Origin of the sequence: Streptomyces sp. AK02-01A (assembly GCF_033795305.1) — a bacterium.
Lineage (GTDB): Bacteria > Actinomycetota > Actinomycetes > Streptomycetales > Streptomycetaceae > Streptomyces.
The window spans coordinates 13036-38447 of sequence record NZ_JARBAE010000012.1 but is presented as its reverse complement, the minus strand read 5'-3'; the positions used below and the strand labels follow the sequence as shown (position 1 = coordinate 38447).

At 71.1% G+C, this 25412-nt stretch carries 19 protein-coding genes; 11 read left to right on the top strand and 8 right to left on the bottom strand.

Annotated features, from left to right (window positions below; translation table 11 throughout):
- Nucleotides 1-2: 2 nt before the first annotated feature.
- Both PV679_RS14285 and PV679_RS14280 read left to right on the top strand, forming a co-directional pair.
- Nucleotides 3-1253, top strand: coding sequence for an MFS transporter (locus PV679_RS14285; RefSeq protein WP_416069719.1), 1251 nt, complete (start codon nt 3-5; stop codon nt 1251-1253).
- Between the two features lie 105 nt (nt 1254-1358).
- The gene (locus tag PV679_RS14280) at nt 1359-2684 is read left to right on the top strand and encodes an MFS transporter (RefSeq protein ID WP_319680579.1); all 1326 of its coding nucleotides are present in this window, start codon (nt 1359-1361) and stop codon (nt 2682-2684) included.
- Nucleotides 2685-2743: 59 nt separating this feature from the next.
- On the opposite strand, the gene PV679_RS14275 is transcribed toward PV679_RS14280, so the two are convergent.
- On the bottom strand, nt 2744-3892 hold the full coding sequence (locus tag PV679_RS14275; protein WP_319680578.1) for an NAD(P)/FAD-dependent oxidoreductase: 1149 nt from the start codon (nt 3890-3892) through the stop codon (nt 2744-2746).
- 103 nt (nt 3893-3995) lie between these two features.
- Between PV679_RS14275 and PV679_RS14270 the strand changes: the two genes are divergently transcribed.
- Nucleotides 3996-4631, top strand: a complete 636-nt coding sequence (locus PV679_RS14270; protein ID WP_319680577.1) for a GNAT family protein — start codon at nt 3996-3998, stop codon at nt 4629-4631.
- 54 nt (nt 4632-4685) lie between these two features.
- Here PV679_RS14270 and PV679_RS14265 read toward each other — a convergent pair whose 3' ends face one another.
- Both PV679_RS14265 and PV679_RS14260 read right to left on the bottom strand, forming a co-directional pair.
- Nucleotides 4686-5411, bottom strand: a complete 726-nt coding sequence (locus tag PV679_RS14265) for a pyridoxal 5'-phosphate synthase (protein ID WP_319680576.1) — start codon at nt 5409-5411, stop codon at nt 4686-4688.
- A 271-nt stretch (nt 5412-5682) separates the two neighbouring features.
- Nucleotides 5683-6330 (bottom strand): TetR family transcriptional regulator, encoded by a 648-nt coding sequence (locus PV679_RS14260; RefSeq protein WP_319680575.1) that lies wholly within the window; start codon nt 6328-6330, stop codon nt 5683-5685.
- Between the two features lie 301 nt (nt 6331-6631).
- Here PV679_RS14260 and PV679_RS14255 point away from each other — a divergent pair, with 301 nt between their 5' ends.
- Entirely contained in the window at nt 6632-7492 is an 861-nt protein-coding gene (locus PV679_RS14255) for a VOC family protein (protein WP_319680574.1), read from the top strand.
- A 154-nt stretch (nt 7493-7646) separates the two neighbouring features.
- Nucleotides 7647-10088, top strand: a complete 2442-nt coding sequence (locus PV679_RS14250) for a PQQ-binding-like beta-propeller repeat protein (protein ID WP_319680573.1) — start codon at nt 7647-7649, stop codon at nt 10086-10088.
- Nucleotides 10089-10138: 50 nt separating this feature from the next.
- Here the strand turns inward: PV679_RS14250 and PV679_RS14245 are convergent, their stop codons facing one another.
- On the bottom strand, nt 10139-10897 hold the full coding sequence (locus PV679_RS14245; protein ID WP_319680572.1) for a hypothetical protein: 759 nt from the start codon (nt 10895-10897) through the stop codon (nt 10139-10141).
- Between the two features lie 249 nt (nt 10898-11146).
- Here PV679_RS14245 and PV679_RS14240 point away from each other — a divergent pair, with 249 nt between their 5' ends.
- Nucleotides 11147-11695 carry a hypothetical protein gene (locus PV679_RS14240; protein ID WP_319680571.1) on the top strand — a complete coding sequence of 183 codons (549 nt, stop codon included), beginning with the start codon at nt 11147-11149 and terminating at the stop codon, nt 11693-11695.
- A gap of 207 nt (nt 11696-11902) precedes the next feature.
- Here PV679_RS14240 and PV679_RS14235 read toward each other — a convergent pair whose 3' ends face one another.
- Together PV679_RS14235 and PV679_RS14230 are read right to left on the bottom strand one after the other, a co-directional pair.
- On the bottom strand, nt 11903-12067 hold the full coding sequence (locus PV679_RS14235) for a sigma-like protein (protein WP_319680570.1): 165 nt from the start codon (nt 12065-12067) through the stop codon (nt 11903-11905).
- A 207-nt stretch (nt 12068-12274) separates the two neighbouring features.
- Nucleotides 12275-15226 (bottom strand): AfsR/SARP family transcriptional regulator, encoded by a 2952-nt coding sequence (locus PV679_RS14230; RefSeq protein WP_319680569.1) that lies wholly within the window; start codon nt 15224-15226, stop codon nt 12275-12277.
- Between the two features lie 233 nt (nt 15227-15459).
- Here PV679_RS14230 and PV679_RS14225 point away from each other — a divergent pair, with 233 nt between their 5' ends.
- From PV679_RS14225 to PV679_RS14205, 5 genes are all read left to right on the top strand, one after another.
- Entirely contained in the window at nt 15460-15648 is a 189-nt protein-coding gene (locus PV679_RS14225; RefSeq protein WP_319680568.1) for a hypothetical protein, read from the top strand.
- A 159-nt stretch (nt 15649-15807) separates the two neighbouring features.
- A complete protein-coding gene (locus tag PV679_RS14220; protein WP_319680567.1) occupies nt 15808-16635 on the top strand; it encodes an LLM class F420-dependent oxidoreductase in 828 nt (275 codons plus the stop codon).
- Nucleotides 16636-16727: 92 nt separating this feature from the next.
- Entirely contained in the window at nt 16728-19349 is a 2622-nt protein-coding gene (locus PV679_RS14215) for a bifunctional FO biosynthesis protein CofGH (protein WP_319680566.1), read from the top strand.
- Nucleotides 19350-19468: 119 nt separating this feature from the next.
- Nucleotides 19469-21616, top strand: coding sequence for a LamG domain-containing protein (locus PV679_RS14210; protein ID WP_319680565.1), 2148 nt, complete (start codon nt 19469-19471; stop codon nt 21614-21616).
- A gap of 219 nt (nt 21617-21835) precedes the next feature.
- Complete coding sequence (locus PV679_RS14205) at nt 21836-22951, top strand: ADP-ribosylglycohydrolase family protein (protein ID WP_319680564.1); 1116 nt, start codon at nt 21836-21838, stop codon at nt 22949-22951.
- 102 nt (nt 22952-23053) lie between these two features.
- Here the strand turns inward: PV679_RS14205 and PV679_RS14200 are convergent, their stop codons facing one another.
- Both PV679_RS14200 and PV679_RS14195 read right to left on the bottom strand, forming a co-directional pair.
- Entirely contained in the window at nt 23054-24646 is a 1593-nt protein-coding gene (locus PV679_RS14200) for a sodium:solute symporter family protein (protein WP_319680563.1), read from the bottom strand.
- Nucleotides 24647-25122: 476 nt separating this feature from the next.
- Nucleotides 25123-25332, bottom strand: coding sequence for a DUF397 domain-containing protein (locus PV679_RS14195; protein ID WP_319680562.1), 210 nt, complete (start codon nt 25330-25332; stop codon nt 25123-25125).
- Nucleotides 25333-25412 lie beyond the last annotated feature (80 nt).

The window sequence follows — 25412 nt, the reverse complement described above, 5'->3', positions numbered from 1 at the left end:
GCGTGGCGGCCCACGCCATTCCCGAATCGATCGCCCGTACCTCTCCGTCCGGAGCGGAACCGGCGGGTCCCACTCTCTGGAACCGTGAATTCCGGCTCTTCTTCCTCGCCCGTACCGTCGCTCGCTTCGGCGACGGCATGGTGCCGGTCGCGCTCGCCGCGGGCCTGCTCGACGCCGGATACGGCGCCTCGTCCGTCTCCTTCGCGCTCGGCGCGTGGATGGTGTGCTTCGCCGGGTTCGTGATCGTCGGCGGCGTGCTGGCCGACCGGTTCACTCCGCGCCGGATGATGGTCCTGGCGGACGGCGTACGGCTGGTCGGCACCGCCGTGCTGGCCGCCGCTTTCGTCACCGGATCGCCGTCTCTGTGGCTGGTGTACGGGCTCAGCGGGCTCAGCGGTCTGGGCGCCGCGATCTTCCAGCCGGGCGTCGCCAGCATGCTCCCGCTGATGGCGCCCGACGTACAGCGCGGCAACGCCGTCCTGCGGGTCGCCGAGTCGCTGACGACGATGGCGGGCCCGGCGGTCGCGGGCGCTCTGGCGGGATTCGGCGGCCCCGGCATGATCTTCGGGGTCAACGCGGCGACCTTCGGGATCAGCGGCCTCTGTCTCTTCCTGATCCGGATGGAGTCCGTCGCGCCGGTCGTCGGCGAGGGCATGCTCGCCGAACTGATCGGCGGCTGGCGGGAGTTCCGCGCCAGGTCCTGGCTGTGGAGCGTCATCGCGGTCTGGTCGGTGTACGGCATCACGGTGCTCGGCCCGATCACGCCGCTGGAGGCGGTCGTCGTCACCGAGCGGCACAGCTCGGCGATGTTCGGCCTGATGATGACGGTCGGCGGCGCGGGCAACGCGGTGGGCGGGCTGCTGGCGATGCGGCTGCGACCGCGCAGACCGCTGTTCGCCGGGACGTTCGCGCTGTTCGGCGTGATCGCCAATGTGCTGGTCCTGGCGTATGACGTGACCGTGCCGGTGCTGGCCGCGGGTTTCTTCGTCGGAGGTGTGTCGCTGGCCTTCTGGCTGGTGATGTGGTCGACGACGGTCCAGACGCACATTCCGAACGAGGCGCTCAACCGGCTGCACGCCTATGACGTGGCCGGCTCGCTGATCATGCTGGCGGTGGGCCGGGCGCTGGCGGGTCCGGTCGCGGAGGCGGTGGGGCTCCGCGAGGTGCTGGTGGCGGGAGCGGTGATCAATGTCGGAGTGTGCGGAGTGCTGTTCGCGGTGCCGGCGATCCGGGGACTGACGCGCCGGGACTGACGCCTGTGGCGGTGGTGGGCGCCGTGCGCCGCCACCGCGCGGGCGTGGCCCGATCCTAGCGAACGCTGACCCTCGGGCCACTCGTGGGAGCCGTCCCGTCCGCTGATGCTGTCTGACGTGACCCAGACAACCGAACTCTCCGCAGAGGGCACCTCGGCTTCCGTTCCTCCTCGGCGTCCACGCCTCCACCGCGCGTGGTTCGTCGCCGCTGTCACCTTTGTGACGATCATCGGCGCGGCGGCCTTCGCCTCGCTGCCCGGCCTTCTCATCGAGCCGCTGCACACGGAGTTCGACTGGTCGCGCGGCACGATCGGCTTCGCGGTCTCGGTGAATCTGGCGCTGTACGGCCTGACCGCGCCGTTCGCCGCGGCGCTGATGGACCGCTTCGGCATCCGCCGTGTGGTCGCGGTCGCGCTCACCGTCATCGCGGCCGGGTCCGTGCTGACGGTATGGATGACCGCATCCTGGCAACTGGTGCTGTACTGGGGCGTTCTGGTCGGCCTCGGCAGCGGCTCGATGGCGCTGGCCTTCGCCGCGACGGTGACCAACCGCTGGTTCGTGGCGCGCCGCGGTCTGGTCACCGGCGTCCTCACCGCGGCGGGCGCCTCCGGTCAGCTCGTGTTCCTGCCGCTGCTGTCCTGGCTGGTCGAGAACCACGGCTGGCGTCCGGCCGCGGTCACCGTCTCGCTGGCCGCGCTCGCGGTGGTCCCGTTCGTCTGGCTGCTGCTGCGCGACCATCCGGCGGACGTGGGCCTGCCGGCGTACGGCGCCGAGGAGTTCACGGCCAAGCCGGCGCCGGTGACGGGAGCCGCGCGGCGCGCGGTCACGGTGCTTGTGTCGGCGGCCAGGACAGGGCCGTTCTGGCTGCTGGCCGGTGCCTTCGCGATATGCGGCGCCTCCACGAACGGCCTGGTCAAGACGCACTTCGTACCGGCCGCGCATGATCACGGCATGCCGATCACCGCGGCCGCTTCACTCCTCGCGGTGATCGGTGTCTTCGATGTGGTCGGCACGATCGCCTCCGGCTGGTTCACCGACCGCTTCGAGGCGCGCCGCCTGCTGGCGGTCTACTACGCGCTGCGCGGCGTCTCGTTGCTCTTCCTGCCGATGCTGCTGGCACCGTCCGTGCATCCGCCGATGCTCTTCTTCATCATCTTCTACGGTCTCGACTGGGTCGCCACCGTCCCGCCGACGATCGCCCTGTGCCGTGAGCACTACGGCGAGGACAGCGCGATCGTCTTCGGCTGGGTCCTCGCCTCCCACCAGGTCGGCGCGGCGATCATCGCGTTCGCCGGAGGACTGGCGCGGGATGTCTTCGGCTCGTACGACGTGGTCTGGTACGCCGCGGGCGCGCTGTGCGCGGCGGCGGCCCTGATGTCGCTGGTGATCAGACGCAAGCCGGCGGTACCGGCGCCGGCCGTGGCCGGATGAGGAGCGCGGCGCGGTGACCGGTCGTCATGGCGACCGGTCACCGCGGCGGGCGCGGCTTCTCAGCGGGCCAGTGCCTTCGCGATTCTGCGCGCGTCGATCGACATCTCGCGGAGCATGCCGCTGATCGGGTTGGTGAAGCCGGTGAAGTAGAGGCCGGGCGCCTGCTTCGGAGTGCGGCGGCCGTGGACCAGCGGGCGGCCGCGGGCGTCCAGTACGCCGAGGTCGCCCAACAGGCCCTCCAGCGCGCGGTCGTAGCCGGTCGCCGCGATGACCACCTCCGGAGTGATCCGCGTACCGTCGGCCAGCACGACCTTGTCCTCCTCGAAGGACTCGACCGCCGCCACCGGCTCGATCCGGCCCTTGCGTACCGCCTTGATCAGCCCCATGTCCTGCACCGGGATCGCGCCCTCGCGCACCCGTGAGTACAGACCGGTGTCGGGACGCGGCAGTCCCTTGGCCGACAGGTCCGGGACGGCGATCCGGCTCAGCAGCGCGGCCGCTCTGTCGACGAGCCAGGCCGGCAGCCGGCGGACCAGGATGGCGGTCGACTGCGCCGGCCAGCCCGCCGTGGAGCGGCGCACGATGTGCGGTGCGGTGCGGATCGCGAGGCGTACCCGCGCCGCGCCGCCCTCGACGAGATCGACGGCGATCTCCGCGCCCGTGTTGCCGACACCGACGACCAGGACGTCCCTCCCGGCGTACGGCCCGGCGTTGCGGTAATCGGCCGCGTGCAGCAGCTCGCCGCCGTACGACTCCCGGCCCGGCCAGTCCGGCACTCGCGGCGTGTGGTTGTAGCCGGTGGCCACGACGACCGCGCGCCCGGTCAGCTCCCGGCCGCCGGTCGCGCGCAGCAGCCAGCCGGAATCATCGGGAGCGCGTTCGATCCTGGTGACCTCGACGCCGGTCACGATCTCCAGCGCGTGGTGGGCCGCGTACTTCTCCAGATAGCCGACCACCTGGTCGCGGGCCACCCAACGCCCGTAGGACCGTGGGATCCTGAGACCGGGCAGGGCCGACCTGCGGCGGGTGGTGTGGAGACGCAGCCGGTCGTAGTGGCGGCGCCAGGACGCGGCGACGGCATCGGACTTCTCCAGCACGACGGCCCGTACGCCCCGTCCGCGCAGCGCGGCGGCGACGGCGAGCCCACCCGGGCCACCGCCGATGACATACACGGGGCGGTCGTTGGTGAGATTGAAGTCGTCAGGCATGAAAGCTGAGCCTAACCGGCTCATGAATTGTTGGGTCTCGGTCAAGGCCGGAATCGGTTGCGAATCGATCACGTGCTCGGCAGGAGGATGTTGAAATAGAGGAGTGAGCGATTTCTCCGGCACCCGCCTTCCCGATCCCGCCGATGTGCTCGGCTTCGGACTCCGTCTGCGTGCCTGGCGCGAGGGCGACGAATCCGCGCTGCTGCGCGGCCTGTCCGACGCCGAGTTCAAGCGCTGGAACGCGCCACTGGTCGACGTCAGCACCGAAGCCGAAGCCGCGCTGCAGATCAAGCAGCGCGCGGAAGGCTGGCGGAAGGGCACCATGGCGCACTTCTGCATCACCGAGGACACCGGTGACGGCACGGAGGGACCGGTCCTCGGCAGCGTGGGCCTGGGCCTGCTCGACCTGCGGCTGCGCACCGGCCGCGTGGGGTACTGGGTGCTGCCGGAGGCGCGCGGCCGTGGTGTCGCCGGTCGCGCGCTGGAGCTGTGCAGCCGCTGGGCGTTCGAGGAAGCGGGCCTGCACCGGATCGAGTTGGGACACGCGCTGACCCACAGCGCCTCCTGCCGGATCGCCGAACGCTGTGGCTACCGTTACGAAGGGACGCTGCGCGGCGCGATGTTCGAGGCCGTGAGCCGGGACGCCTTCCGGGACGCCCATCTCCACGCGCGGCTCGCGGCCGATCCGTGGCCCGTCCAGGATCCGCCGGCCGTCGCGGACCGCGCGGAGCACTCTTAATACGTCGTACGGGAGAGCCGGTCGCCGTCTCGCGGCCGACGTGTCTCTCTTTCGCTACGGCCAGAGCAACTCCCTTACCCAGATGCCCTGTTCGCGCCGGTAGCGCAGCCGTACATGCCGCCTGTCGGCGTCGCCCTGGAAGAACTCCACCTCGTCCGGTTCGAGGACATACGCCGTCCATGACTCCGCCTCGGCGGTGGGCTCGCGCTCGGCCCGCCGCCACGCGGCCCGGCTCGCCCGCGCCAGCTCGTCCCGCGAGCCCAGCACCTCACTCTGCCGTCCGACCAGCGCCGAGGCCAGCGCACCTGTCGAGCGGGCACGCAGATCCGCGCCGCTCTCCTCGGCACCGGCCGTCAGGACGCGGCCCCGGAGCCGCACCGCACGTCCTTGCACCGCCCAGTAGAAGCCGAGCGCGGCCTCCGGACGGCCGGCGAGCTGCCGGCCCTTGCGGCTGGTCGCGTGCGAGGCGAAGTGCCAGCCGCGTGCGTCGGCGTCATGCAGCATCAGGATCCGTACGTCCGGCCGGCCCCGCTCGTCGGCGGTGGCGAGAGTCATCGTGTGCGGCTCGGACTGGCCGGCCGCCACGGCCTCGGTGAACCACCGGTGGAAGAGCGGCAGCGGCTCGTCCGGAGCGGCGGCCGCGTCGAAGACCGGCAGCTCGGTGTCCCAGACGCGCTGGGCGTGCAGAAGGGCGCGGAAGGCGTCCTGCCCGCTGTCCCGCCGGTGGTCCCGGCCGTCGTGTTCGTGGTGGTCGTCCCGGCCGTCGTGCTCGTCTGTCATACGGCCATTCAACCGGCCACCGGCCCCGCGGGCAGCTTCGGTGCGCCTGGCCGCACGCGGTCCGGTCGGTTGGGAGCGGTGCGCGGAATGCGAGGAGAGGGATGCGCCGGCCGGGCGGCTGCCGCGGCCGAACGAGGCGGCGAGTCCGGGCGGAGGCGCCCGGGAGACGGGAGCGCCGGCGGGGATCAGCCGTATGATCCGCCGTCGGCGTGACAGGACGAAGAGGCACGCCCGACCGTGCCCGCCGGCTGCCTCGCCGGCTCGCTCGGTGCTACTTGGCGGGCTTCTTTCCGGTGACACCGAGATGGACCAACAGCGCCAGAGTCGGTTTCAGTTCGGCCTGCTTCACACCCCAGCCCTGGAAGCTCTTCTGGTGCGAGGCCACCGAGGAGAGCATCACGACCAGCGAACCGGCCAGCGCCGCCGGGCTGACATCCTTGTCGACGCGGCCCTTGGACTGGAGTTCCTTCACAGCGTCCGTAAGGGAGTTGGTGACCGAGTTAAGGATCTTCATACGGATCTTGTTGAACCGTTTGTCGCCCTCCGCGGCGCCCAGATCGACCACTCGGAGGATCGCGTCGTGCTTGCGCCAGAAGTCGAGGAAACCCTCGACGAGCTCTTCCGAGGTGACCCAGGCGGCCTTGCCGACCCAGGAACGTCCGGAGACGAGCCCGGTCAACTCGGTGCCTTCCCGGGCCATTTCCTCGGCGAGTTCGAGGACGGCGCCCTCGACATCCGGAAAGTACTGGTAGAAGGTCGCGGGTGAAGTGCCCGCCTTCCGGGCCACGTCGATGACTTTGACGTCCCGGTACGGCGAGGAGCTGAGCATCTCGCCGAGACAGTCGAGCAGCTTCTGCCGCGTCGCCTGTCCGCGCCGACCAGCCACGCGGCCGTCGACGGTGCGCACTTGTCCTGTCATGCCGTCAGCTTACCGAGGGGTGATCTGAGCGCGATTTGACCGAGTGCAAATGGGGAACCGGCCGCCGCGCGCCGGGTGCGGCGGTGAGCGCGCGGACGAGCGCCGCTCCAGAGGTCATGACTAGTGTTATCAACAGCCTGTGGACAACTTCGGTGGACAAGTCGAGCCGGCGCGGCCCTCGCGGCGTAAATAATTGAGCAATTGTTCTATTTCTTCCACTGCGTCCCAGGCCGGGGCCGGTTAGCTTGGCTGTGACGGGCGTCACATACGGACGGGCGTCACATACGGAAGGGTCCGGGCCATGGCCGCATTCGCGGAAGGCACACCCTGCTGGGTGGATGTGTCGCTGCCCGATCTCGCGGCGGGCAGACGATTCTACGGAGAACTGTTCGGCTGGACCTTCGGCGGCGACAGCGACGAGGCGTACGGGCGCTGCACCAAGGCGTTCAGCGACGGCAAGCGGGTGGCCGGCCTGGTCGCCAAGCGGGACGGCCGAATGCCGACCGTCTGGGGCGTCTACTTCGCCACCGCCGACGCCGTCGCTCTCAGCAGGAGGATCACGGACGCGGGCGGCCGGCTCGTACGGGAGCCGATCGCGGTCGGACGGTCCGGTGTGACGGCGCTGGCGGCGGATCCGGCCGGTGCGGTCTTCGGTATCTGGCAGGGCGACGAGGACACCGGCTTCGAGAAGAAGGGCCTGCCGGGATCTTTCTGCTGGACAGAGGTCTATACGAGGGACAAGGAGCGCGTCGACCCCTTCTACGAGACCGTCTTCGGCTTCCACGGGACCGACGTTCCCGATGACTCCGTCGACTTCCGTATGTGGTCTCCGGCCGGTACGGAACCGGGCCCGGACAGCGCGGTCGGCGGGCGCAGTGTGATCACGGACGCCTTTCCGGCGGAGATGCCGGGCCACTTCCTCAGCTATTTCTCCGTCGCCGACTGCGACGGGACGACGGCGACGGTGGTCCGGCTGGGCGGCCGGATCACGGCTCCGCCCTTCGACATCGAATACGGCCGGATGGCGGTGGTCGTGGACAACCAGGGCGCGTCCTTCGCCGTACTGGCCGAGCCGAGGAGCGCGCCGCGCGCGGCTGCTGAGTCCCTGTCGGAGTCCGGGTGGCGCGGGCTTCCGGAGCCGGGGCCCGCATCTGAGCCGTAAACAGGAGAAGCGGTGAGGACGGGGCGCGTGAGGTGTCCGGATCGGGACGAGACACCCCGATCCGCCCCCGGGTTCGCAACCGCTGCCTCAGACAGGAAGAATCAGGGGGCACGGGGCCGTACCTTTGGGGCCCTCACGGGGAGGTGGCAGGCAAGTGGAGCAGCTTACGCAGCACGATCCGAGGCGTATCGGTCCCTTCGAGGTGCTGGGACGACTCGGAGCAGGCGGCATGGGGCTGGTCTATCTCGCGCGCTCGACGTCGGGCCGCCGGGTGGCGATCAAGACCGTACGAACGGAGCTTGCCGAGGACCAGTTGTTCCGGGTCCGCTTCACGCGTGAGGTGGAGGCCGCCCGCGCGGTCAGCGGTTTCTACACGGCGGCCGTGGTGGACGCGGATCCGCGGGCCGCGGTGCCATGGCTGGCCACGGCGTATGTGCCCGCACCCTCACTGGAGGAAATAGTGAGTGAGTGCGGACCGATGCCGGCCCAGGCGGTGCGCTGGCTGGCGGCCGGGATCGCGGAAGCACTCCAGTCCATCCACGGCGCCAGTCTGGTCCACCGTGACATGAAGCCGTCCAATGTCCTGGTGGTGGAGGACGGGCCGCGTGTCATCGACTTCGGTATCGCCTCCGGTGTCTCCAACACCCGGCTGACGATGACCAATGTCGCGGTGGGCACGCCCGCGTACATGTCGCCGGAGCAGGCGCGGGACTCGCGCAGTGTGACAGGCGCCAGCGATGTCTTCTCGCTCGGTTCGACACTCGTGTTCGCCGCGACCGGCCACGCTCCGTACCACGGCGCGAACCCGGTCGAGACGGTCTTCATGCTGCTGCGTGAGGGCCCGGATCTGGAGGGCCTGCCGGAGGAACTGAGGCCGCTCATCGAGTCCTGTATGCAGCTCGACGCCGCTCGCCGGCCCACGCCGGCCGATCTGCAGGCCCAGTTGGCTCCGCATCTCTTCGCGTCCGGCAGCGACGACAGCGGTACGGCGTCGGCCTGGCTGCCGGACAGCGCCACGGCGATGATCGAGCGGCGCCGGGCCGGCGGGCGGGTCGCTCCGGCCGCTCCCGTACGTCCGCCGGAGCCCGTGGCCGCCGTACCGCCGCCGCCCGCGCACGCTCCCGGCTGGGACGCCGCCTGGCGGCCCGACGGCGGCCCGCGCGCCGGCCGGTCCGGGACACCGGTCGCGCCGCTTCCGGCACCACAGACTCCGGCACCGCAGACTCCGGCACCACAGACTCCGGTCGCGCCGCCCGGCGGCCCGGTCCGGCTGCCCGGCTCGCCGGTCCCGATCGGTCCCGGCCCGCGCGCCGGAGACGGACGGGCCACGGTCACCGTCGAGGCCGGGCCCGCCACCGGCTGGATCCGGCCGCCGGCCGGACTGCTCGGTGGCGAGCCGGCCACCGCCGCCGCACCGGCCGTACCGTCACCGGCCGCGCCTCCCGACGGGCCGGCCGAACCGGCCCGCTGGCGGCCCTGGCGGTTTCGGATGTCCAACGACGTCTGGGGCACGCCGGTCGTCGACGGCGATCTGCTGTACGTCACCTCCTTCGAGGTGCACGCGCTGGACGTGGCGAGCGGACGCCGCCAGTTCAAGACACGGGACGTGGCTTGGTCGATGGCCGTCGCCGACGGCCGTATCCACGCCTCCGACGGGCCGACGCTGTACGCCCTCGACGGCGCGGACGGCAGCGAGCACTGGCGGCTCCAGACCGACGCCTGGGTCTACTCCCTCAAGGTCGGCACGGGCACGGTCGTCACCGGTACGCGCGGCGGCGGCGTACAGGCGTGGCACGCGGCGAGCGGCGAGAAGCTGTGGGAGACGGCCGGAGCTCAGACGGACTTCGAGACGCCGGAGGCCGGGCCCGAGATCTTCGACGGCATGGTGTACGTGTGGAAGGACGCGCGGCTGCTGGCGCTGGACGCGCGCTCGGGCGGCGAGCGCTGGTCCTATCCCATCGGTGACGCCGCCTCCTGCGGCGGCGTGCCCGTACGGGTGCGGCCCGCGTCCGACGGCAATCTGTATGTCTCGGCCGGTACGCGTGTGCTGTCCGTCGACATCGCGTCCGGCCGGGTGCGCTGGCACTTCGAGGCACCGGCGGTCTTTCTCTCACCGCCGGCCTTCGCTCCGGGACCGGCCGTGACGGGCGGCGGCGTCTATCTCGCCGACTACCTCGGCACGGTGTACGCCCTGGACGCCGCCACCGGCAAGGACCGCTGGCGCATCGCGACGGAGTCCCGTCAGTCGATCGAACCGGTCCTTGTCGCCGACGGCAATGTCCATGTCGGCAGCGGCAGCGCGCTCTACACGCTGGACGCGGTGACAGGCACGCCCAAGTGGCGCTTCGCGGCGGGCGGCGAGGTCATCGGCGCTCCGGTCGTCGCCGACGGCCGGCTGCACTTCGGCTCGGCCGACCATGTGCTGTACACGCTGGACGCGAGCGGTGGCCAGTTGCGCTGGAAGCTGGCGACGGGCGGTGAGATCACGGGCTCGCCGGTGGCGCGGCGAGGTGTGGTGTACGCGTGCAGCAAGGACCGCTGTGTCTACGCGCTGGACGCGGTCAAGGGCACGGCGACGGGCCGGGCGTCGAGATAGTCCGCGCCGCTCCGGCCGGTTCGCGCCGGACACCGGTCGCGGCGGGCCCTTCAGTGGCGCGGGGGCTCGTCGGGTGGCGGGGAGCCGTTGTCCCACGGACCGCCGGCGCCCCAGGACCGGGTGTCGTCCTCCTCGGGATACCCGGCGGACTCGGCCGACCTGTCGTCCGGAGAGCCGTACCGCTGGGAGCCGGGTCGGCGTGACTCGTACCGTGGCTCCTCGTGCCGTGGTTCCTCGTAGTGGCCGGAGCCGTGCCGGCTGCTGTCGTAGTCACCGGAGCCGTGCGGGTCGCTGCCGTACGGAGAGGGCTCGTAAGGACCCCGGTCCTCCTGGTCCTGCCCGCTCGGCTCGGCCGGTGCGGGAGCCATGGGCATGGTGTCCCGGGTGCGCCGCCGGTGGTGCCGGCCGCTCATCACCAGCGCGGCCAGCAGGAGCAGGATCCCGCCGCCGAAGGCGCCCGCGACGCCGACGCCGAGCCCATTGCCGCTGCCGTCGACGGTGAGCCCGCCCGCCGCCTGTCCCTGGCGCACCGTCCACAGGACGCTGAAGCCGAGGACGATCAGGCCGGCCAGTGTGACCAGCGGCCGGGAGCGCAGTACGAGCCCGGCCAGCGTGACCAGGGCCGCGACGGCGAACGGCAGCAGGAGCGAGCCGAAGAGCGCCGCGCCGTCGCCGGAGATGCCGGTGAAGAGATCGCCGACGCGGTAGTCGCGTCCCTGCCGGCCGCCGAACCAGGCGTAGAAGGAGCTCAGCACGGCGGCTGCCGCTCCGACGAGCGCGAGGACCGAACCGATGATGTTGCGGATCACCTCCGGCCTCCTTGAGCACGTGAAAAGGCTGTGTGAATCCCGCTTGGCTGCCGACGCTACGCCGGGTGACGGAGGCCCGCCACGCGACGGCAGGGGCCTTTCCGGCCGCTGTCGGGCCTCTCGTGTGGATCGTGCCGCGCTCGCGGGCCCGGCGGGGACTACGGGGCAGCCCTTAGGATCGCGGCGATTGACAGGTGCATGGGCGGCCCGGCCCATGCGGCCATCGTGACAACGGGGAGGGGCTCGGCCTTGCTGCGTCGACGTCTGAAGTTCGCGGCCGTACTGGTCGCGGTGGTGCTGGCCTTGACGGGATTCTCGTCGTCGAGAGGAGGCAAGGGCAGCGGAAGCGGTGGGTCGAGCGGCGACGGCGGTGGCTGCTCGAACGCGGAGAAGAACAACGGCTCGTACGCGAACTCGGGCCACAACGGCTCCGGTTACGACGCGAACGACGACTACGGCTCGTCGGGAGGCTCGTCGGGCGGTTCGTACCGCGACGATCCGACACCGACGGCGACCTCCGGTGTCCGCGCGGAGGTGATCACCTGTGTGCGTCCGGCGCGGGGCAAGCGGAAGGCCGTCACCTACGCGGCCGTACGGCTGGAGGCGGGATCCGGCGCGGCGGGGGCCTATGAGGTCGAGGTGACCTTCATGGACGCGGCGGGCGTGATCGCCGACTCCGGTGACACGGAGGTGACTCTGGAGAGCGGAGAGACCAGGACGGTCAGGGTCGCGATGGACAGCCCGGCGAAGGTGGCACGGGTGCGCGCGTGCGACGCGACGGCGTCACTCGCGGGCTGACCGCTCCGGGCGCGCGGCCAACCACGCGCCGCGAGGCGTGGGAACGAGTACAGGGGGCCGGGCGATTCCGCCCGGCCCCCTGTGTGCCAGGCGGGACTTCTCCGACCCGCCACGGCCGTCACATACCGCGGCCGCGACGGCTCCCCCTCCGCGCCGCCGCGGCCGCTCCCCGTGAGGGAAAGGTCTCTGAGTGATGAGGCCCTGTGGCTAATTGCCGGGCTTGAAAGGCTCGGAGGTGGCGTGCTGGTCCAGCGTGCCGATCTCGCCACCCGTCGCGTGCTGGTCCTGCGTCGTGACCGCGGCGTCCTCCGTACCGGTGGCGTGCTGGTCCTGCGGCTTGAGCACCGGGTCCTTCTTCTTGGCGTCGCCCATGATCGTCTACTCCCGTTGATGGCTCTTGTGCTGACTCGGCGAGCCCGCCCGGCTGTTCCCCCGTTGACTGCCGGGCGGGCGTACCAGGGCCGCTTACCTTAGCGTCGCGGCCATATCATCGGTCCGTTTGCCCCCCGACGCGACGGATCGACATGTGTGACCATGCCTTGTGGTGATAAACGAACGATGAACGGCCTGACCGGGGCCTTACGCGGCGGCCATGGGCGTCAGCAGCGCACGCACCTCGTTCGCCTCCGGCGATCCGAGAGCGTCGTATATGGCGAGAGCGTCGCGCCAGCAGACCTGGGCGCGTCCGGTCTGTCCGATGCCGTTGAGCGCGCGCCCGAGGACGGTCAGTACGTTGCCGCGGCGCCATTCGCCGCCGATGTCACGCAGCATGGTCAGCGCCATCTCCGCGCGGGAGGCCGCCTGCGCCATCTTGCGGGCCGAGACATCGACCTCGGCGAGGCGGAAGAGCGTCATTCCCTCCCACAGCCTCTGCCGGCTGTCCCGGAACACCTCCAGGGCCTCGTGCAGCCGGTCCGTCGCCTCGGAGAGCTGACCGCCCTGGGCGAGGGCCAGGCCCAGGGCGTAGCGGCCGTTCGCACCGCGCAGCGTGTGGCCCATGCTGTCGTAGATGTCGATTCCCTGCTGTGAGAGGGCGACCGCGCTCTCCGTGCGTCCCGTGGCCAGCCGGATGCGGGAGAGATTGCACAGCGCGCTCGCCTCTCCCGGCCGGTCGCCGTCGCGGCGGAAGTTCTCGATGGCCGTGGTGAGATGGCGTTCGCCGTCCGCGTGCCGGTTCTGATAGAGCGCGATGATGCCGCGGACGTTCGGCGCCCAGCAGCTCGGCGGCAGATCGTGGGTCGCCTCGGCGAGCCGCATGGCCCGCTCGGCTTCCAGGTCGGCCTGGTCGAAGCGGCCCGCGACACTGTGGACATTGGCCAGTGTCATCAGGGCTCGTCCTTCCGCCCGGCGGTCGCCGCGGTCGCGTGCGGAGTCCAGGACGGCCGCCGCCGTCGCCTCGTACTCCTTGGAGTTGGCTCCCGATTCGCCGAGGTCCAGCGCCGCCCACAGCAGATCCACCGCCCGGCGCAGCGTGTCCGCGCCGGAGGACTGGCGGACGCACGCCAGCAGGCAGTTGGCCTCGGCGTAGAGCCAGTCCTGTGCGTCGTGCCGGTCGGTGAACGGCAGGCCCTCGTACGCCGTCGGCTCCAGGTGTTCCACCAGGCGGTCTCCCGGCCGCTCCAGCGCGTACGCCCGCGCCGCCGTCGCCAGATAGAAGTCCAGCAGCCGCGACAGCGCCGACGCGCGCTCTCCCGGCGGCTGTTCGTCGCGTTCCGCGCAGGCGCGCGCGTAGAGGCGGACCAGGTCGTGGTAGCGGTAGCGGCCCGGCGCGGCGGATTCCACGAGGGACGTGTCGACCAGCGACTCCAGCAGGTCTTCCGTGTCCTGCCGCGGCAGGTCCAGCACGGCGGCCGCCGCGGCCAGCGAGATGTCGGGGCCGTCGGCCAGGCCCAGCAGGCGGAACGCGCGGGCCTGCGGCGGTTCCAGCGCGCCGTAACCCAGCTCGAATGTCGCCTTGACCGCGAGGTCGCCCGCCTGGAGTTCGTCCAGCCGGCGCCGCTCGTCCGCGAGCTTGGCCGCCAGCACCGAGACCGTCCAGGTGCGGCGGGAGGCGAGCCGGGACGCGGCGATACGGATGGCCAGCGGCAGGAAACCGCAGGCCGCGACGACATCCAGGGCCGCCTCGCGCTCCGAGGTGACGCGCTCCTCGCCGACGATACGGGTGAAGAGCTGGAGGGCCTCCTCCGGCGACATCACATCGAGGTCGACGAGATGGGCGCCGGCGAGATCGATCATCCGGGACCGGCTGGTGACGAGCGCCGCGCAGCCGGCCGTGCCGGGCAGCAGCGGACGGATCTGCGCGGCGTCGCGCGCGTTGTCCAGCAGGACGAGGACGCGCCGGCCGTCGAGCGTCGAGCGGTAGAGCGCGGAGCGTTCGTCCAGGGAGTCGGGGATCGAGGTGTCGGGTGTGCCCAGCGCCCGCAGGAAGGTGCCGAGCACGGTCTCCGGTTCCGCCGCCCGCGCGCCCGCGCCCTGGAGGTCCACGTACAACTGGCCGTCGGGGAAGTGCGGTCGCGCGGCGTGCGCGACATGCACCGCCAGCGTCGTCTTGCCGACGCCGCCGATGCCGGCGAGCGCGGAGACCGCCATCACGGATCCCTCGGCGGCGGCGAGCCGGTCGCCCAGCTCCCGTACGAACGGGACGCGTCCGGTGAAGTCGGGCACGGTCGCGGGAAGTTGCGCGGGCCGGGTGACGGCGTGGACCGGGGCCGGTTCCTCCACCGGCCGGGCCAGCTCCGCGTCCGCACGCAGGATGCGCTGCTGGAGCCGCGCCAGCTCGGGACGCGGGTCGACGCCGAGCTCGTCGGCGAGCAGCCGGCGCGTGTCCGCGTACACGGCGAGTGCCTCCGCCTGCCGGCCGCTGCGGTAGAGCGCCAGCATCAGCAGTTCGCGCAGCCGCTCGCGCAGCGGCTGCGCGGCGGTCAGAGCGGTCAGTTCGGAGACGGCCTCGGCGTGGCAGCCGAGCTCCAGGTCCAGATCGAGCCGGGTCTCGGTGAGCTGGAGGCGCCACTCCTCCAGCCGGGCGCGCTGCGTCTCGGCGTACGGCCCGGGCACGGACGCCAGCGGTTCGCCGTCCCACAGGTTCAGCGACTTGTTGATCAGAGCGCGGGCCTGGGCGCGGTGGCCCGCGGCGCGTGCCTTCTCCGCGTCGCCGGTCAGTTCCTGCGCCACGCTCAGATCGAGGGCGTCCGGCGGGGTCCGCAGGGCGTAGCCGCCGGACTCGCTGACCAGTGCGCCGGAGCCGAGCACCTTGCGCAGGCGGGAGGCGTACGTCCGTACGGCGGCCAGCGCCTGCGACGGCGGCTCGTCGCCCCAGAGCGCGTCGATGAGCTGACCCGCGGTGGCCGTGCGGCCGTCGCGCAGCAGCAGTGCGGCCAGCAGCGCGCGTTGCTGCGGTGACCCGGATGCCAGCGCCTGCCCGCCGCGCCAGGCGCGTACGGGTCCGAGCACGCTGAAGCGCAGTTCGCCGGTGTCACTCGGCACGGCCGGAGCCCGCTGCTCCGGTACGCGCGGCCCGCCGTCACGGTCCATAGCTCCCCCTGCCCCCGCTACTGCCGGTATCGCCGTCGACAGTCTGCCTTGTCGGAGGCGGGCGCGTCAGCAGTGAGTGACGGTCTGCACAAGCCCTCAACAGGATCGCGGGACGATTCGCCTGAAGGGCTGTCAACAAGGTCCGGGCCCGGACGGGTCAGCCACCGGCCGAGGCGTGGTCCAGGACCGCCGCGCCGGGCTCCGGCGGGCCGGACCGGACACCGGCGACGATCATGGCTGTGCCGCGCGCGTCGTACACGTCGTCGCTCGCGCAGGAGGCGAGCGCGTCCGCCGCGGCCGACGGCTTCCACCGTGGCCTGCTCATCGCCGCGCTCTTCACCGTGGTCAATGTCGTGGTGACGCTCGCCTCGCCACGCCTCACGCCGGACGAGAAGCAGATCGCGGCGGCGGCCGCGGCCTGAGCCGCGCGGTCCCACAAGTGCGCGGCGCCGCCGGTGCGCGCTCTCCGCCTCCGCCGCGGAGGACCGGTGTGTGGCGGTGCGGTGTCCGGGACATGGAACAAGACGCGGCCCGCGCCCGCGCCGGGCCGTCCATCCCCTGTGCCGACGGAGGACCCACCCATGCGGATCGCGACCACGATCTTTCTCACCGACGAGACGATCACGCCCGTACGCCTCGCGCGCGCACTGGAGCAGCGCGGCTTCGCCGGTCTGTATCTGCCCGAGCACACCCATATACCGGCGGAGCGCGCGACGCCGTATCCGGCGGGCGGCGAACTGCCGCGCGAGTACAGCCGTACGCTCGATCCCTTCGTGGCTCTCGGCCAGGCCGCGGCGGTGACCGAACGGCTGGCGCTCGGGACCGGCATCACTCTCGTCGCCCAGCACGACCCGATCGGTCTCGCCAAGCAGACCGCGACCCTGGACCATCTCTCCGGCGGACGCCTCACACTCGGAGTCGGCTTCGGCTGGAACAAGGAGGAGGCCGCCGACCACGGAGTGGAGTGGAGCACCCGGCGCGAGCTGACCCGGGACCGGATGGCGCTGATGCGGGCGCTGTGGGCGGCCGAGCCGACCGCGCACAAGGGTGAGTTCGGGTCGGTCCGGGCCAGCCACGCGTATCCCAAGCCGGTACGCGGCACGCCGCGCGTCCTGGTCGGCGGCGCGGCCGGACCGAACCTCTTCGCGCACATCACCGAGTACGCGGACGGCTGGCTGCCGATCGGCGGCCGGGGGCTCGCGGAGTCGGCGCCGGCGCTCCGCGCGGCCTGGGAGCAGGCGGGCCGCGACCCGGGATCCCTCCAGATCGTGCCGTACGCGGTGCGGCCGAGCGCGGGCAAGCTGGACCACTACGCGGAGCTGGGCATCGAGGAGGTCGTGCTGCAACTGCCACCGGCCGGCGAGAGCGAGGTGCTGCGGACGCTGGACGAGTTCGCTCGCTATCTGTGAACGCCGCCGGACCACCTGTGACCTGCGTCTGCGGCCGGTACGAGAGCAGGCCTGTCCCGGCCCCGGCGATCGCTGGAACGTATCCTCGAAGGATGACGACGCGCGTGCCTGAGGATCCCGGGACCGGACGACCGGCCCGACCGACCGCGAATGCCATGCGACGCGCGCTCAAGCGCGCGCGGGACGGTGTCGCGCTGGATGTCGCCGAGGCGGCGGTGCTGCTCCAGGCGCGCGGGGACGATCTCACGGACCTGGCCGCCTCCGCCGCGCATGTGCGGGACGCGGGGCTGGCGGCGGCCGGACGGCCGGGAGTCATCACGTACTCCCGCAAGGTCTTCATCCCGCTGACGCGGCTGTGCCGGGACAAGTGCCACTACTGCACCTTTGTCACCGTGCCCGGCAAGCTGCGCAAGGCCGGACACGGCATGTTCCTGTCGCCGGACGAGGTCCTGGACATCGCTCGCCAGGGCGCCGAACTGGGCTGCAAGGAGGCGCTGTTCACGCTGGGCGACCGGCCGGAGGACCGGTGGCCCGAGGCCCGGGAGTGGCTGGAGGCGGAAGGATACGACGACACGCTCGCGTACGTCAGGGCCATGGCGATCCGGGTGCTGGAGGAGACCGGGCTGCTGCCTCATCTCAATCCCGGCGTGCTGTCGTGGACCGACCTCCAGCGGCTCAAGCCGGTCGCGCCGAGCATGGGCATGATGCTGGAGACCACCGCGACCAGGCTCTGGTCCGAGCCCGGCGGTCCGCACTACGGCTCTCCGGACAAGGAGCCCGCCGTGCGGCTGCGGGTGCTGGAGGACGCCGGCCGCTCCAACGTCCCGTTCACGACCGGCGTGCTGATCGGTATCGGGGAGTCCTACGAGGAGCGCGCGGACTCCCTCTTCGAGCTGCGCAGGACGGCGCGGGCCTACCACGGCATCCAGGAAGTCATCGTCCAGAACTTCCGCGCCAAGCCGGACACCGCGATGCGCGGCATGCCGGACGCCGAGCTGGAGGAGCTGGCGGCGGCCATCGCCGTGGCCCGGCACATCCTGGGTCCTTCCGCCCGTATCCAGGCCCCGCCCAATCTGGTCGACGCCGAATACGCCCTGCTCATCGGCGCGGGCATCGACGACTGGGGCGGTGTCTCGCCGCTGACACCCGACCATGTCAACCCCGAGCGGCCCTGGCCGCACATCGACGAACTGGCCGCGAGGACCGCCGAGTCCGGTTTCGAGCTGCGCGAACGGCTCACGATCTATCCGGAGTTCATCCAGCGCGGCGAGCCCTGGCTCGACCCGCGGCTGATGCCGCACGTCAGGGCGCTGGCGGACCCGGAGACAGGGCTGGCCCGCACCGATGTGAAGCCGGCCGGTCTGCCCTGGCAGGAGCCGGACGAGGGCTTCACCGCCACCGGCCGTACGGATCTGCACCGCACCATCGACACCGAGGGCCGCACGGCCGACCGCCGTGACGACTTCGACGAGGTGTACGGCGACTGGGAGGCGCTGCGCGAGGCCGCGGCGCCCGGCATGGTCCCGGAACGCATCGACACGGACGTACGGACAGCGCTGAAGCAGGCCGCCGACGATCCGACGAAGCTCACCGACGCCGAAGCCCTCGCACTGCTCCACGCGGACGGCCCGGCGCTCGACGCGCTGACCCGGATCGCCGACGAGCTGCGCCGGGACGTGGTCGGTGACGATGTCACCTACATCGTCACGCGCAACATCAACTTCACCAATGTCTGCTACACCGGCTGCCGTTTCTGCGCCTTCGCCCAGCGGCGCACGGACGCCGACGCCTACACCCTCTCGCTCGACCAGGTCGCGGACCGGGCGCGGCAGGCGTGGGAGGTCGGCGCCGTCGAGGTGTGCATGCAGGGCGGAATCCATCCGGACCTGCCGGGCACCGCGTACTTCGACATCGCGCGCGCCGTGAAGGAACGCGTCCCGGACATGCATGTCCACGCCTTCTCGCCGATGGAGGTCGTCAACGGCGCGTCGCGCACCGGTCTCTCCATCCGTGAGTGGCTGACGGCCGCCAAGGAAGCCGGGCTCGACTCGATTCCCGGCACGGCGGCGGAGATCCTCGACGACGAGGTCCGCTGGGTCCTCACCAAGGGCAAGCTGCCGACGGCGACCTGGATCGAGGTCGTGAAGACCGCCCATGAGCTGGGCATCCGGTCGAGCTCCACGATGATGTACGGCCATGTCGACCAGCCGCGTCACTGGCTCGGCCACTTCCGCACGCTCGCGCGGATCCAGCAGGAGACCGGCGGCTTCACCGAGTTCGTGACACTGCCGTTCATCCACACCAACGCACCGGTCTATCTGGCCGGCATCGCACGGCCGGGCCCGACCGACCGGGAGAACCGCGCGGTGATGGCGATGGCGAGGCTGCTGCTCCATCCTCACATCACCAATATCCAGACGAGCTGGGTGAAGCTGGGCACGGAGGGCGCCGCGGAGATGCTCCGTTCCGGCGCGAACGACCTGGGCGGCACGCTGATGGAGGAGACCATCTCCCGGATGGCCGGCTCCAGTTACGGCTCGTACCGCTCGGTCAAGGACCTGATCGCGATCGCGGACCTGGCGGGCCGCCCGGCGAAGCCGCGCACGACGCTGTACGGGGAGGTCCCGGAGGAGCGCGTGCGGGCGGCCGAGGCGTCCGACGGCCACCTCCCCGAGCTGCTGCCACTGCTGCCGGCCGCGGGCACGGGCGCCTGAGAGCGGCCGGGCCGGTGCCGGTGGCCGGCGCCGGAAAACAAGTGGGTCGGTGTCAGTGGCCGTTGTTAGTCTCCGTCGGCGCCCGGCAAGATCGTCGGGCGCCAATGGGGAGGGAAGACATGGCCATCCGTACCACCCGCACGCGCCGAAGACTTCTCACGACGGGGTCACTCGTCGTGGCCGTGCTGCTCGGTGTCCAGGGGACGGCGTTCGCTGTCGACAACCTGCCGCCTGATCAGCCGGTGGCGGGCGATCTGCACACCGACAGCAAGGCGTGCGCGACCGGCGACGACCGAGCCCATGTGGCGCAGGCACCGAGGCTGAGTGCGGTGCTGCACGACACGGAAGAGGACGACAGGCCTCAGCCCGACCTGGTGAAGCCGGAGTTCGAGGCGTGGTGGCAGGACAGCGACGGTGCGGAGCGACGGCTGACGTACAACCAGGCCAGCGCGTTGCCGCCCGGTACTCCGGTCTACTGGCAGCTACCTTCCGAGATCCCGCCGAACACCGTGGTCTCCTGGCGGGTCCGGGCGAACGACGGCCGTGCGACATCACCCTGGAGTGACGAAGGCACCGGCTCCGTCTGCGAGTTCGTGATCGACGACCAGACGCCCGAGAAGCCGGTGATCTCCTCGCCCGAATACCCGGATCCCGGACCGGGCGAGGTCCTGTGGACCGACGGGGTCGGCGTCTACGGCCACTTCACCTTCGCCTCGCCCTCCGACGATGTGGTGGAGTACCGCTACAGCTTCCTCGGCGGCGGCGCGGGCACCGTCAGGCCCGACCGGATCGGCGGCCCGGCGACCGTCAGCTACCTTCCGCAGAAGACCGGGCCCGATCAGGTCGTCGTCCGCGCGTTCGACCGTGCGGGGCGCAGTGCGGAGAGTACCTACTACTTCTATGTGAAGGCGGGGCACGGCCCGGGCGCATGGTGGAAGCTGTCGGACGCACCGGGCTCGAAGACGGCCGCGCCCGAGGCCGGTCCGGCCGCGCGGGCCGGCAGTGGGGTCACCTTCGGCGCGTCCGGTCCGGCCGGCACGGATCTGACGTCCGTGGCCCGGCTGGACGGCACGGGCCATGGTTTCCTGACGCCCGGCACGTCCGTCGTCGACACCGAGAAGACGTTCGCCGTCGGCGGCTGGGTGCGGCCCGCCGGGCCGGACCGGGACATGACGATCGTCAGCCAGGACGCGGGAACAGCTCCCGGGTTCACTCTCGGCTCGCGGACGCGGGACGGCGAGCCCGTCTGGTCCTTCGCCTTTGGCGGCGCCCAGGTGTCCGGCGGTAACCCGACAGCGGGGGAGTGGGCTCACGTCCTGGGTCTGTACGACGCGGAGACGGGGAGGACGCGGCTCTACGTCAACGGCCAGGAGACCGGGACCGAGCAGCAGGCGGCCGCCGTCGAGAGCGCCGGGGACTTCCAGATCGGCCGGGCGCGCGGCAAGGCCGGGTACCGCGACCGCTGGCAGGGCGAGATCGGGGACGTACGGATCTACGACCGGGTCGTGGTGGCCAAGGAAGCAGCGGAGCTGGCGCACCGCGAGCCCGGGCTGCGCGGCCACTGGTCGCTGGAGGCCGCCGAAGACGGCGTCAGCCCCGAGCTGTACGACGGTGCCCCGCTCAAGCTCGGCGGGGGAGCCAAGATCCACCGCGGGCCCGACTACTCCGTCTGCATCCCGGACATCGATCCGGACTGCCCCCAGGTGCCGTACGCGCTCGTCGGCGACGGCGATCTGGAGCTGGACGGGCAGACCGGATACGCCGCCACCGACGAGCCGGTGGTCGACACCGGGGACAGCTTCACCGTCGGTGTGGTCGTCAGGCTGGCGGACAGCGAGCCCGAGGGTCCGATGACCGTACTCTCCCAGGGCGGCGCGCACGGCGACGCGTTCAAGCTGCGTTACTTCCCCTCGACGTACACCTGGCAGCTCGTGGTGTCGGACGGCGATCGGGAGGAAGCCACGGAGACGATCGTCGGGGAGAACACCCTTCCGGACGAGGCGCAGCGACTCGCCGTCGTCTACGACGACGAAACCGACCAGATCAAGCTCTGGGTGAACGGTCACAACCAGCCCGACGCGACCGCGACGTTCCGGGACTCCTGGCAGAGCACCGGCGGCCTTCAGATCGGACGGGCCCACACCGGCAGCGGATGGGGCGAGTATCTGCACGGCTCCGTGGACGAGGTGCACGCCTTCGCCGGAGTGCTCGACACCACCAGCATCAGACAGCTCGGTAGCGGCATCGAGCCCTGCCTCTGCGGATGAGCTGAGAACTGGGTTGTGTCTCATTCGAGTCCCGTCCCGCCGGACGGGACGGGACGTGTGAAACACGGCTCTGAGACGGACGGCCGTTCATCCGCGCGTGCGCGCCGGGTGAACGGCTTTCGCCGTCCTGGGGCTTGATCCGCGCAGACTCCGAACTCGGCGTTCCCGTTCAATTACAGTGCTGCGAAGCCGCTGGGAGCCCAGGAGAGGGAGTGACGCGTGAGCACACCGTCCGGGGCCGTCTGGGGCCGTGCCGAACAGCAGGACTTCCGCAGCCGGGTGCGGGGCTGTCTGCTCGGCGGAGCCATGGGTGACGCGCTCGGCGCCGGGACAGCCTCGCTCACACTCGACGAGATCCGGGCCGCCCACGGCGCCGGCGCGGTCGCCGACTTCGTGCCCGCCTTCGGCCGCAGAGGCGCCGTCACCGCCGCCACCCAGCTCACCATGTTCACCGTCGACGGACTGATACGCGCCCAGGTCCGCAGGGACACCGGCGCCTGGCATCCGCCCACCGATGTGCACCGCGCCCATCTGCGCTGGGCGGCCACCCAGTACGACTGGGGGCCGGATCTGCGCCGTAAGGACAACGGCTGGCTCGCCCAGGAGGAGTGGCTGTACGTACGGCGCGACCCGGCCCGCTCCTGTCTCAGCGGACTCGGTGACGAGATCATGGGCACGCTCGAAAGGCCCAAGAACCCGGCCGCGCGCGACGCGGGCGCGCTGGTGCGGTCCGCGCCGTTCGGGCTGCTCGTCGGCTGGGAGCCGCAGCTCGTCTGCCGGCTCGCCGTGGAGTGCGCCACCCAGACCCATGGTCATCCGGCCGCGTATCTCTCGGCGGGTGCCTTCGCCGTACTGGTGCACGCGCTGGCCCGCGGCGAGACCCTGGACGCGGCCGTCCAGCGGGCCCTCGCCGTGCTCACGCCGTACCCGGGCCACGAGCCTGTCACCGACGCTCTTCAGGGCGCGCTCGGCGCCGTACGCCAGGGAATTCCCGGTCCCGCGCGGATCGCCGCTCTCGGTGCCGGCCGAACCGCCGAGGAGATCCTCGCCGTCGCCGTCTACTGCGCGCTCGTCGCCGAGGACATCCGTCACGGCCTGCGGCTCGCCGTGAACCACGACGGCTCCTCCGGCGCCTCCGGCGCACTCTGCGGCGCCCTCCTCGGCGCCTTCCACGGCGAGACGGCACTGCCGCCCGCCTGGCTGGCCGAGCTGGAGGGCCGGCCGACCCTGCTCGAACTCGCCGACGACTTCGCGATGGAGATGACCCAGGGGCCGGCTCTGCACAGCCCGGCGATCACCGCGTCCGGCTGGCTGGCCCGCTATCCGCGCGGCTGACGCTTCGCGCGTACGCCCGCCTGCCCGTACGGACAGCGCGGGGCCCGGCTCGCCGCCCGAGCCGGGCCCCGCACCTGTCGTCGCGCCGTAACCGCGCGGAGGTCAGCCGTCCGAGCCCTCCCGGTCCCGCACCGTGGCGTCGCCCGGCTGCGCGGGCGCCGGTACGGCCAACGAGGCCGCGGTCAGACCGGAACCGTCGCCGTCGCCCTCACCGTTGATACGCGCCAGCAGCACATCGCGGCCCGGAGTGTCCTCCGGCTTCAGGAAGCCGATCACGATGTACAGCACCAGCGAGATGGCGAGCGGCAGCGAGACCTGGTACTCCAGCGGCACACCGCCCTCGACGTTCCAGTCGATCGGGTAGTTGAGCAGCCAGAAGGCCAGCAGACCCATCGCCCAGCTCACCAGCGCCGCCGTCGGTCCCGACTTACGGAAGGTCTTGAGCAGGCCGAGCATGAACGGGATCGCGATCGGGCCCATCAGACCGGCCACCCACTTGATGACGACGGTGATGATGTCCTTGAACGTCGGCGAGTTGACCTGGGTGGCGATCGCCATCGACAGCGCCAGGAACGAGATCGTCGAGAGCCGCGCCGCGAGCAGCCCCGCCCGGTCCGACCAACCGCGCGCCGCCTTCGACAGAGTGGGCGCGATGTCCCGGGTGAAGACCGCCGCGATCGCGTTGGCGTCGGACGAACACATCGCCATGGTGTGCGAGAAGAAGCCGACGATGACCAGGCCCAGCAGGCCGTGCGGCAGGAGCTGTTCGGTCATCAGGGCGTACGAGTCGGAGGCGTCCGACTTCTGCGCCTCGACGAGCAGCGGCGCGCACCACATCGGGAAGAACAGCACCAGCGGCCAGACCAGCCAGAGGATGGCGGAGAGCCGTGCCGAGCGGGTGGCCTCGCGGGCGCTGGCCGTGGCCATGTAGCGCTGCGCCTGGTTCCACATGCCGCCGTTGTACTCGAAGGTCTTGATGAAGAGGAAGGCGAGCAGGAAGGTGACGGTGTACGGTCCCGCGGTCGCGTCCGTGTGACCGTCCGGGAGCTTGTCCCAGACCGTCCACAGCGCGCTGAAGCCGCCGAGCTTGCCCATGACGGCGACGAGCATGGCGATACCGGCGAAGAGCTGGATGACGAACTGGCCCAGCTCGGTGAGGGCGTCGGCCCAGAGACCGCCAACCGTGCAGTAGATACCGGTGATGACGCCGGTGATCAGGATGCCCTGGTTGAGGGAGATCCCGGTGAAGACGGAGAGCAGGGTCGCGATGGCGGCCCACTTGGCGCCCACGTCCACGATCTTCAGCAGCAGGCCGGACCAGGCGAGGGCCTGCTGCGTCTTCACGTCGTAGCGGTTCTTGAGGTATTCGAGCGGCGACGCGACATGCAGCCGGGAGCGCAGCCGGTTGAGCCGGGGTGCGAAGAGCTTCGAGCCGATCCCGATGCCGATGGCGATCGGCAGTGACCAGGTCACGAACGAGGTGACGCCGTAGATGTACGCGATGCCCGCGTATCCGGTGAACATCACCGCGCTGTAGCCGGACATGTGGTGCGAGATGCCCGACAGCCACCAGGGCATCTTGCCGCCGGCGGTGAAGAAGTCGCTGACGTTGTCCACGCGCTTGTGCGACCAGACGCCGATCGCCACCATCACACCGAAGTATGCGATGAGCACGATCCAGTCGAGGCTGTTCATATGCCCCCTCCAGGGGTCCGCCTTGTGAACGTCGAAGCTCTTCGTCAGTACGTCCGATCAGCGGCATCCCCGTGCGGGAGCGGGGACTTCGGGGATTGAACCGCCTGGCGCGGCGGCGGGTCAAGGGTTTCCGAGGTCATAAGTGTGAACGCAGATCAGAAAGCCGAACGATTTTACTTGTTCTTGACCTGACGGGGCGTTGTCGTGCACGCGACGGCCGCCACACGATGAGCGGGCACTTCGTCAGGCTCCGGACATGGCCCCGGCCATACAGAGACGACCGCACGGGATGCGGGTCCCGTGCGGCCTGGAAGGGGAGTTGTGAGCTGCTGAAGCGATGTCGCGGCGAGGGCGGCGACCATCGCCGGCCGGTGCGGCCCCGACCGGAGCCGGGCATGGCCGAGCCCCCTCGGCCAGGACGGCGGACCGGTCGAGAGGGCTCTGTCCGTGATGCGAATACAGGGTGTCGGACGACCTCAGCCGAGGTCGAAGGCGCCCTTGTTCATTTCCTGGACGAAAGAATTCCATGATGCGCCGACGAAGGAGATCGAAGGCCCTTCAGGGTCCTTCGAGTCCCGGACGGCAATGGACTGGACGACGGGGGACTTGACCTCTACGCATGCGCCGTTACCGCCGGAGTACGAGGACTTCGTCCACGCGTCCGTAGCGCCTTGAAGAATTGCCATGTTCGCTCCGGTTCAGCGAGTGGTGTGAATTCGCGCCAACGGCTTGCTGGCATGATCGACGCTACTCGCCTCGGTGGATG

Coding starts and splice junctions, on each gene's coding strand:
- PV679_RS14210 (WP_319680565.1), top strand. CDS start 19,469: ATGGCCATCCGTACCACCCGCACGCGCCGAAGACTTCTCACGACGGGG.
- PV679_RS14195 (WP_319680562.1), bottom strand. CDS start 25,332: ATGGCAATTCTTCAAGGCGCTACGGACGCGTGGACGAAGTCCTCGTAC.
- PV679_RS14260 (WP_319680575.1), bottom strand. CDS start 6,330: ATGACAGGACAAGTGCGCACCGTCGACGGCCGCGTGGCTGGTCGGCGC.
- PV679_RS14280 (WP_319680579.1), top strand. CDS start 1,359: ATGCTGTCTGACGTGACCCAGACAACCGAACTCTCCGCAGAGGGCACC.
- PV679_RS14235 (WP_319680570.1), bottom strand. CDS start 12,067: ATGGGCGACGCCAAGAAGAAGGACCCGGTGCTCAAGCCGCAGGACCAG.
- PV679_RS14275 (WP_319680578.1), bottom strand. CDS start 3,892: ATGCCTGACGACTTCAATCTCACCAACGACCGCCCCGTGTATGTCATC.
- PV679_RS14220 (WP_319680567.1), top strand. CDS start 15,808: ATGCGGATCGCGACCACGATCTTTCTCACCGACGAGACGATCACGCCC.
- PV679_RS14255 (WP_319680574.1), top strand. CDS start 6,632: ATGGCCGCATTCGCGGAAGGCACACCCTGCTGGGTGGATGTGTCGCTG.
- PV679_RS14225 (WP_319680568.1), top strand. CDS start 15,460: ATGGCTGTGCCGCGCGCGTCGTACACGTCGTCGCTCGCGCAGGAGGCG.
- PV679_RS14230 (WP_319680569.1), bottom strand. CDS start 15,226: ATGGACCGTGACGGCGGGCCGCGCGTACCGGAGCAGCGGGCTCCGGCC.
- PV679_RS14215 (WP_319680566.1), top strand. CDS start 16,728: ATGACGACGCGCGTGCCTGAGGATCCCGGGACCGGACGACCGGCCCGA.
- PV679_RS14265 (WP_319680576.1), bottom strand. CDS start 5,411: ATGACAGACGAGCACGACGGCCGGGACGACCACCACGAACACGACGGC.
- PV679_RS14200 (WP_319680563.1), bottom strand. CDS start 24,646: ATGAACAGCCTCGACTGGATCGTGCTCATCGCATACTTCGGTGTGATG.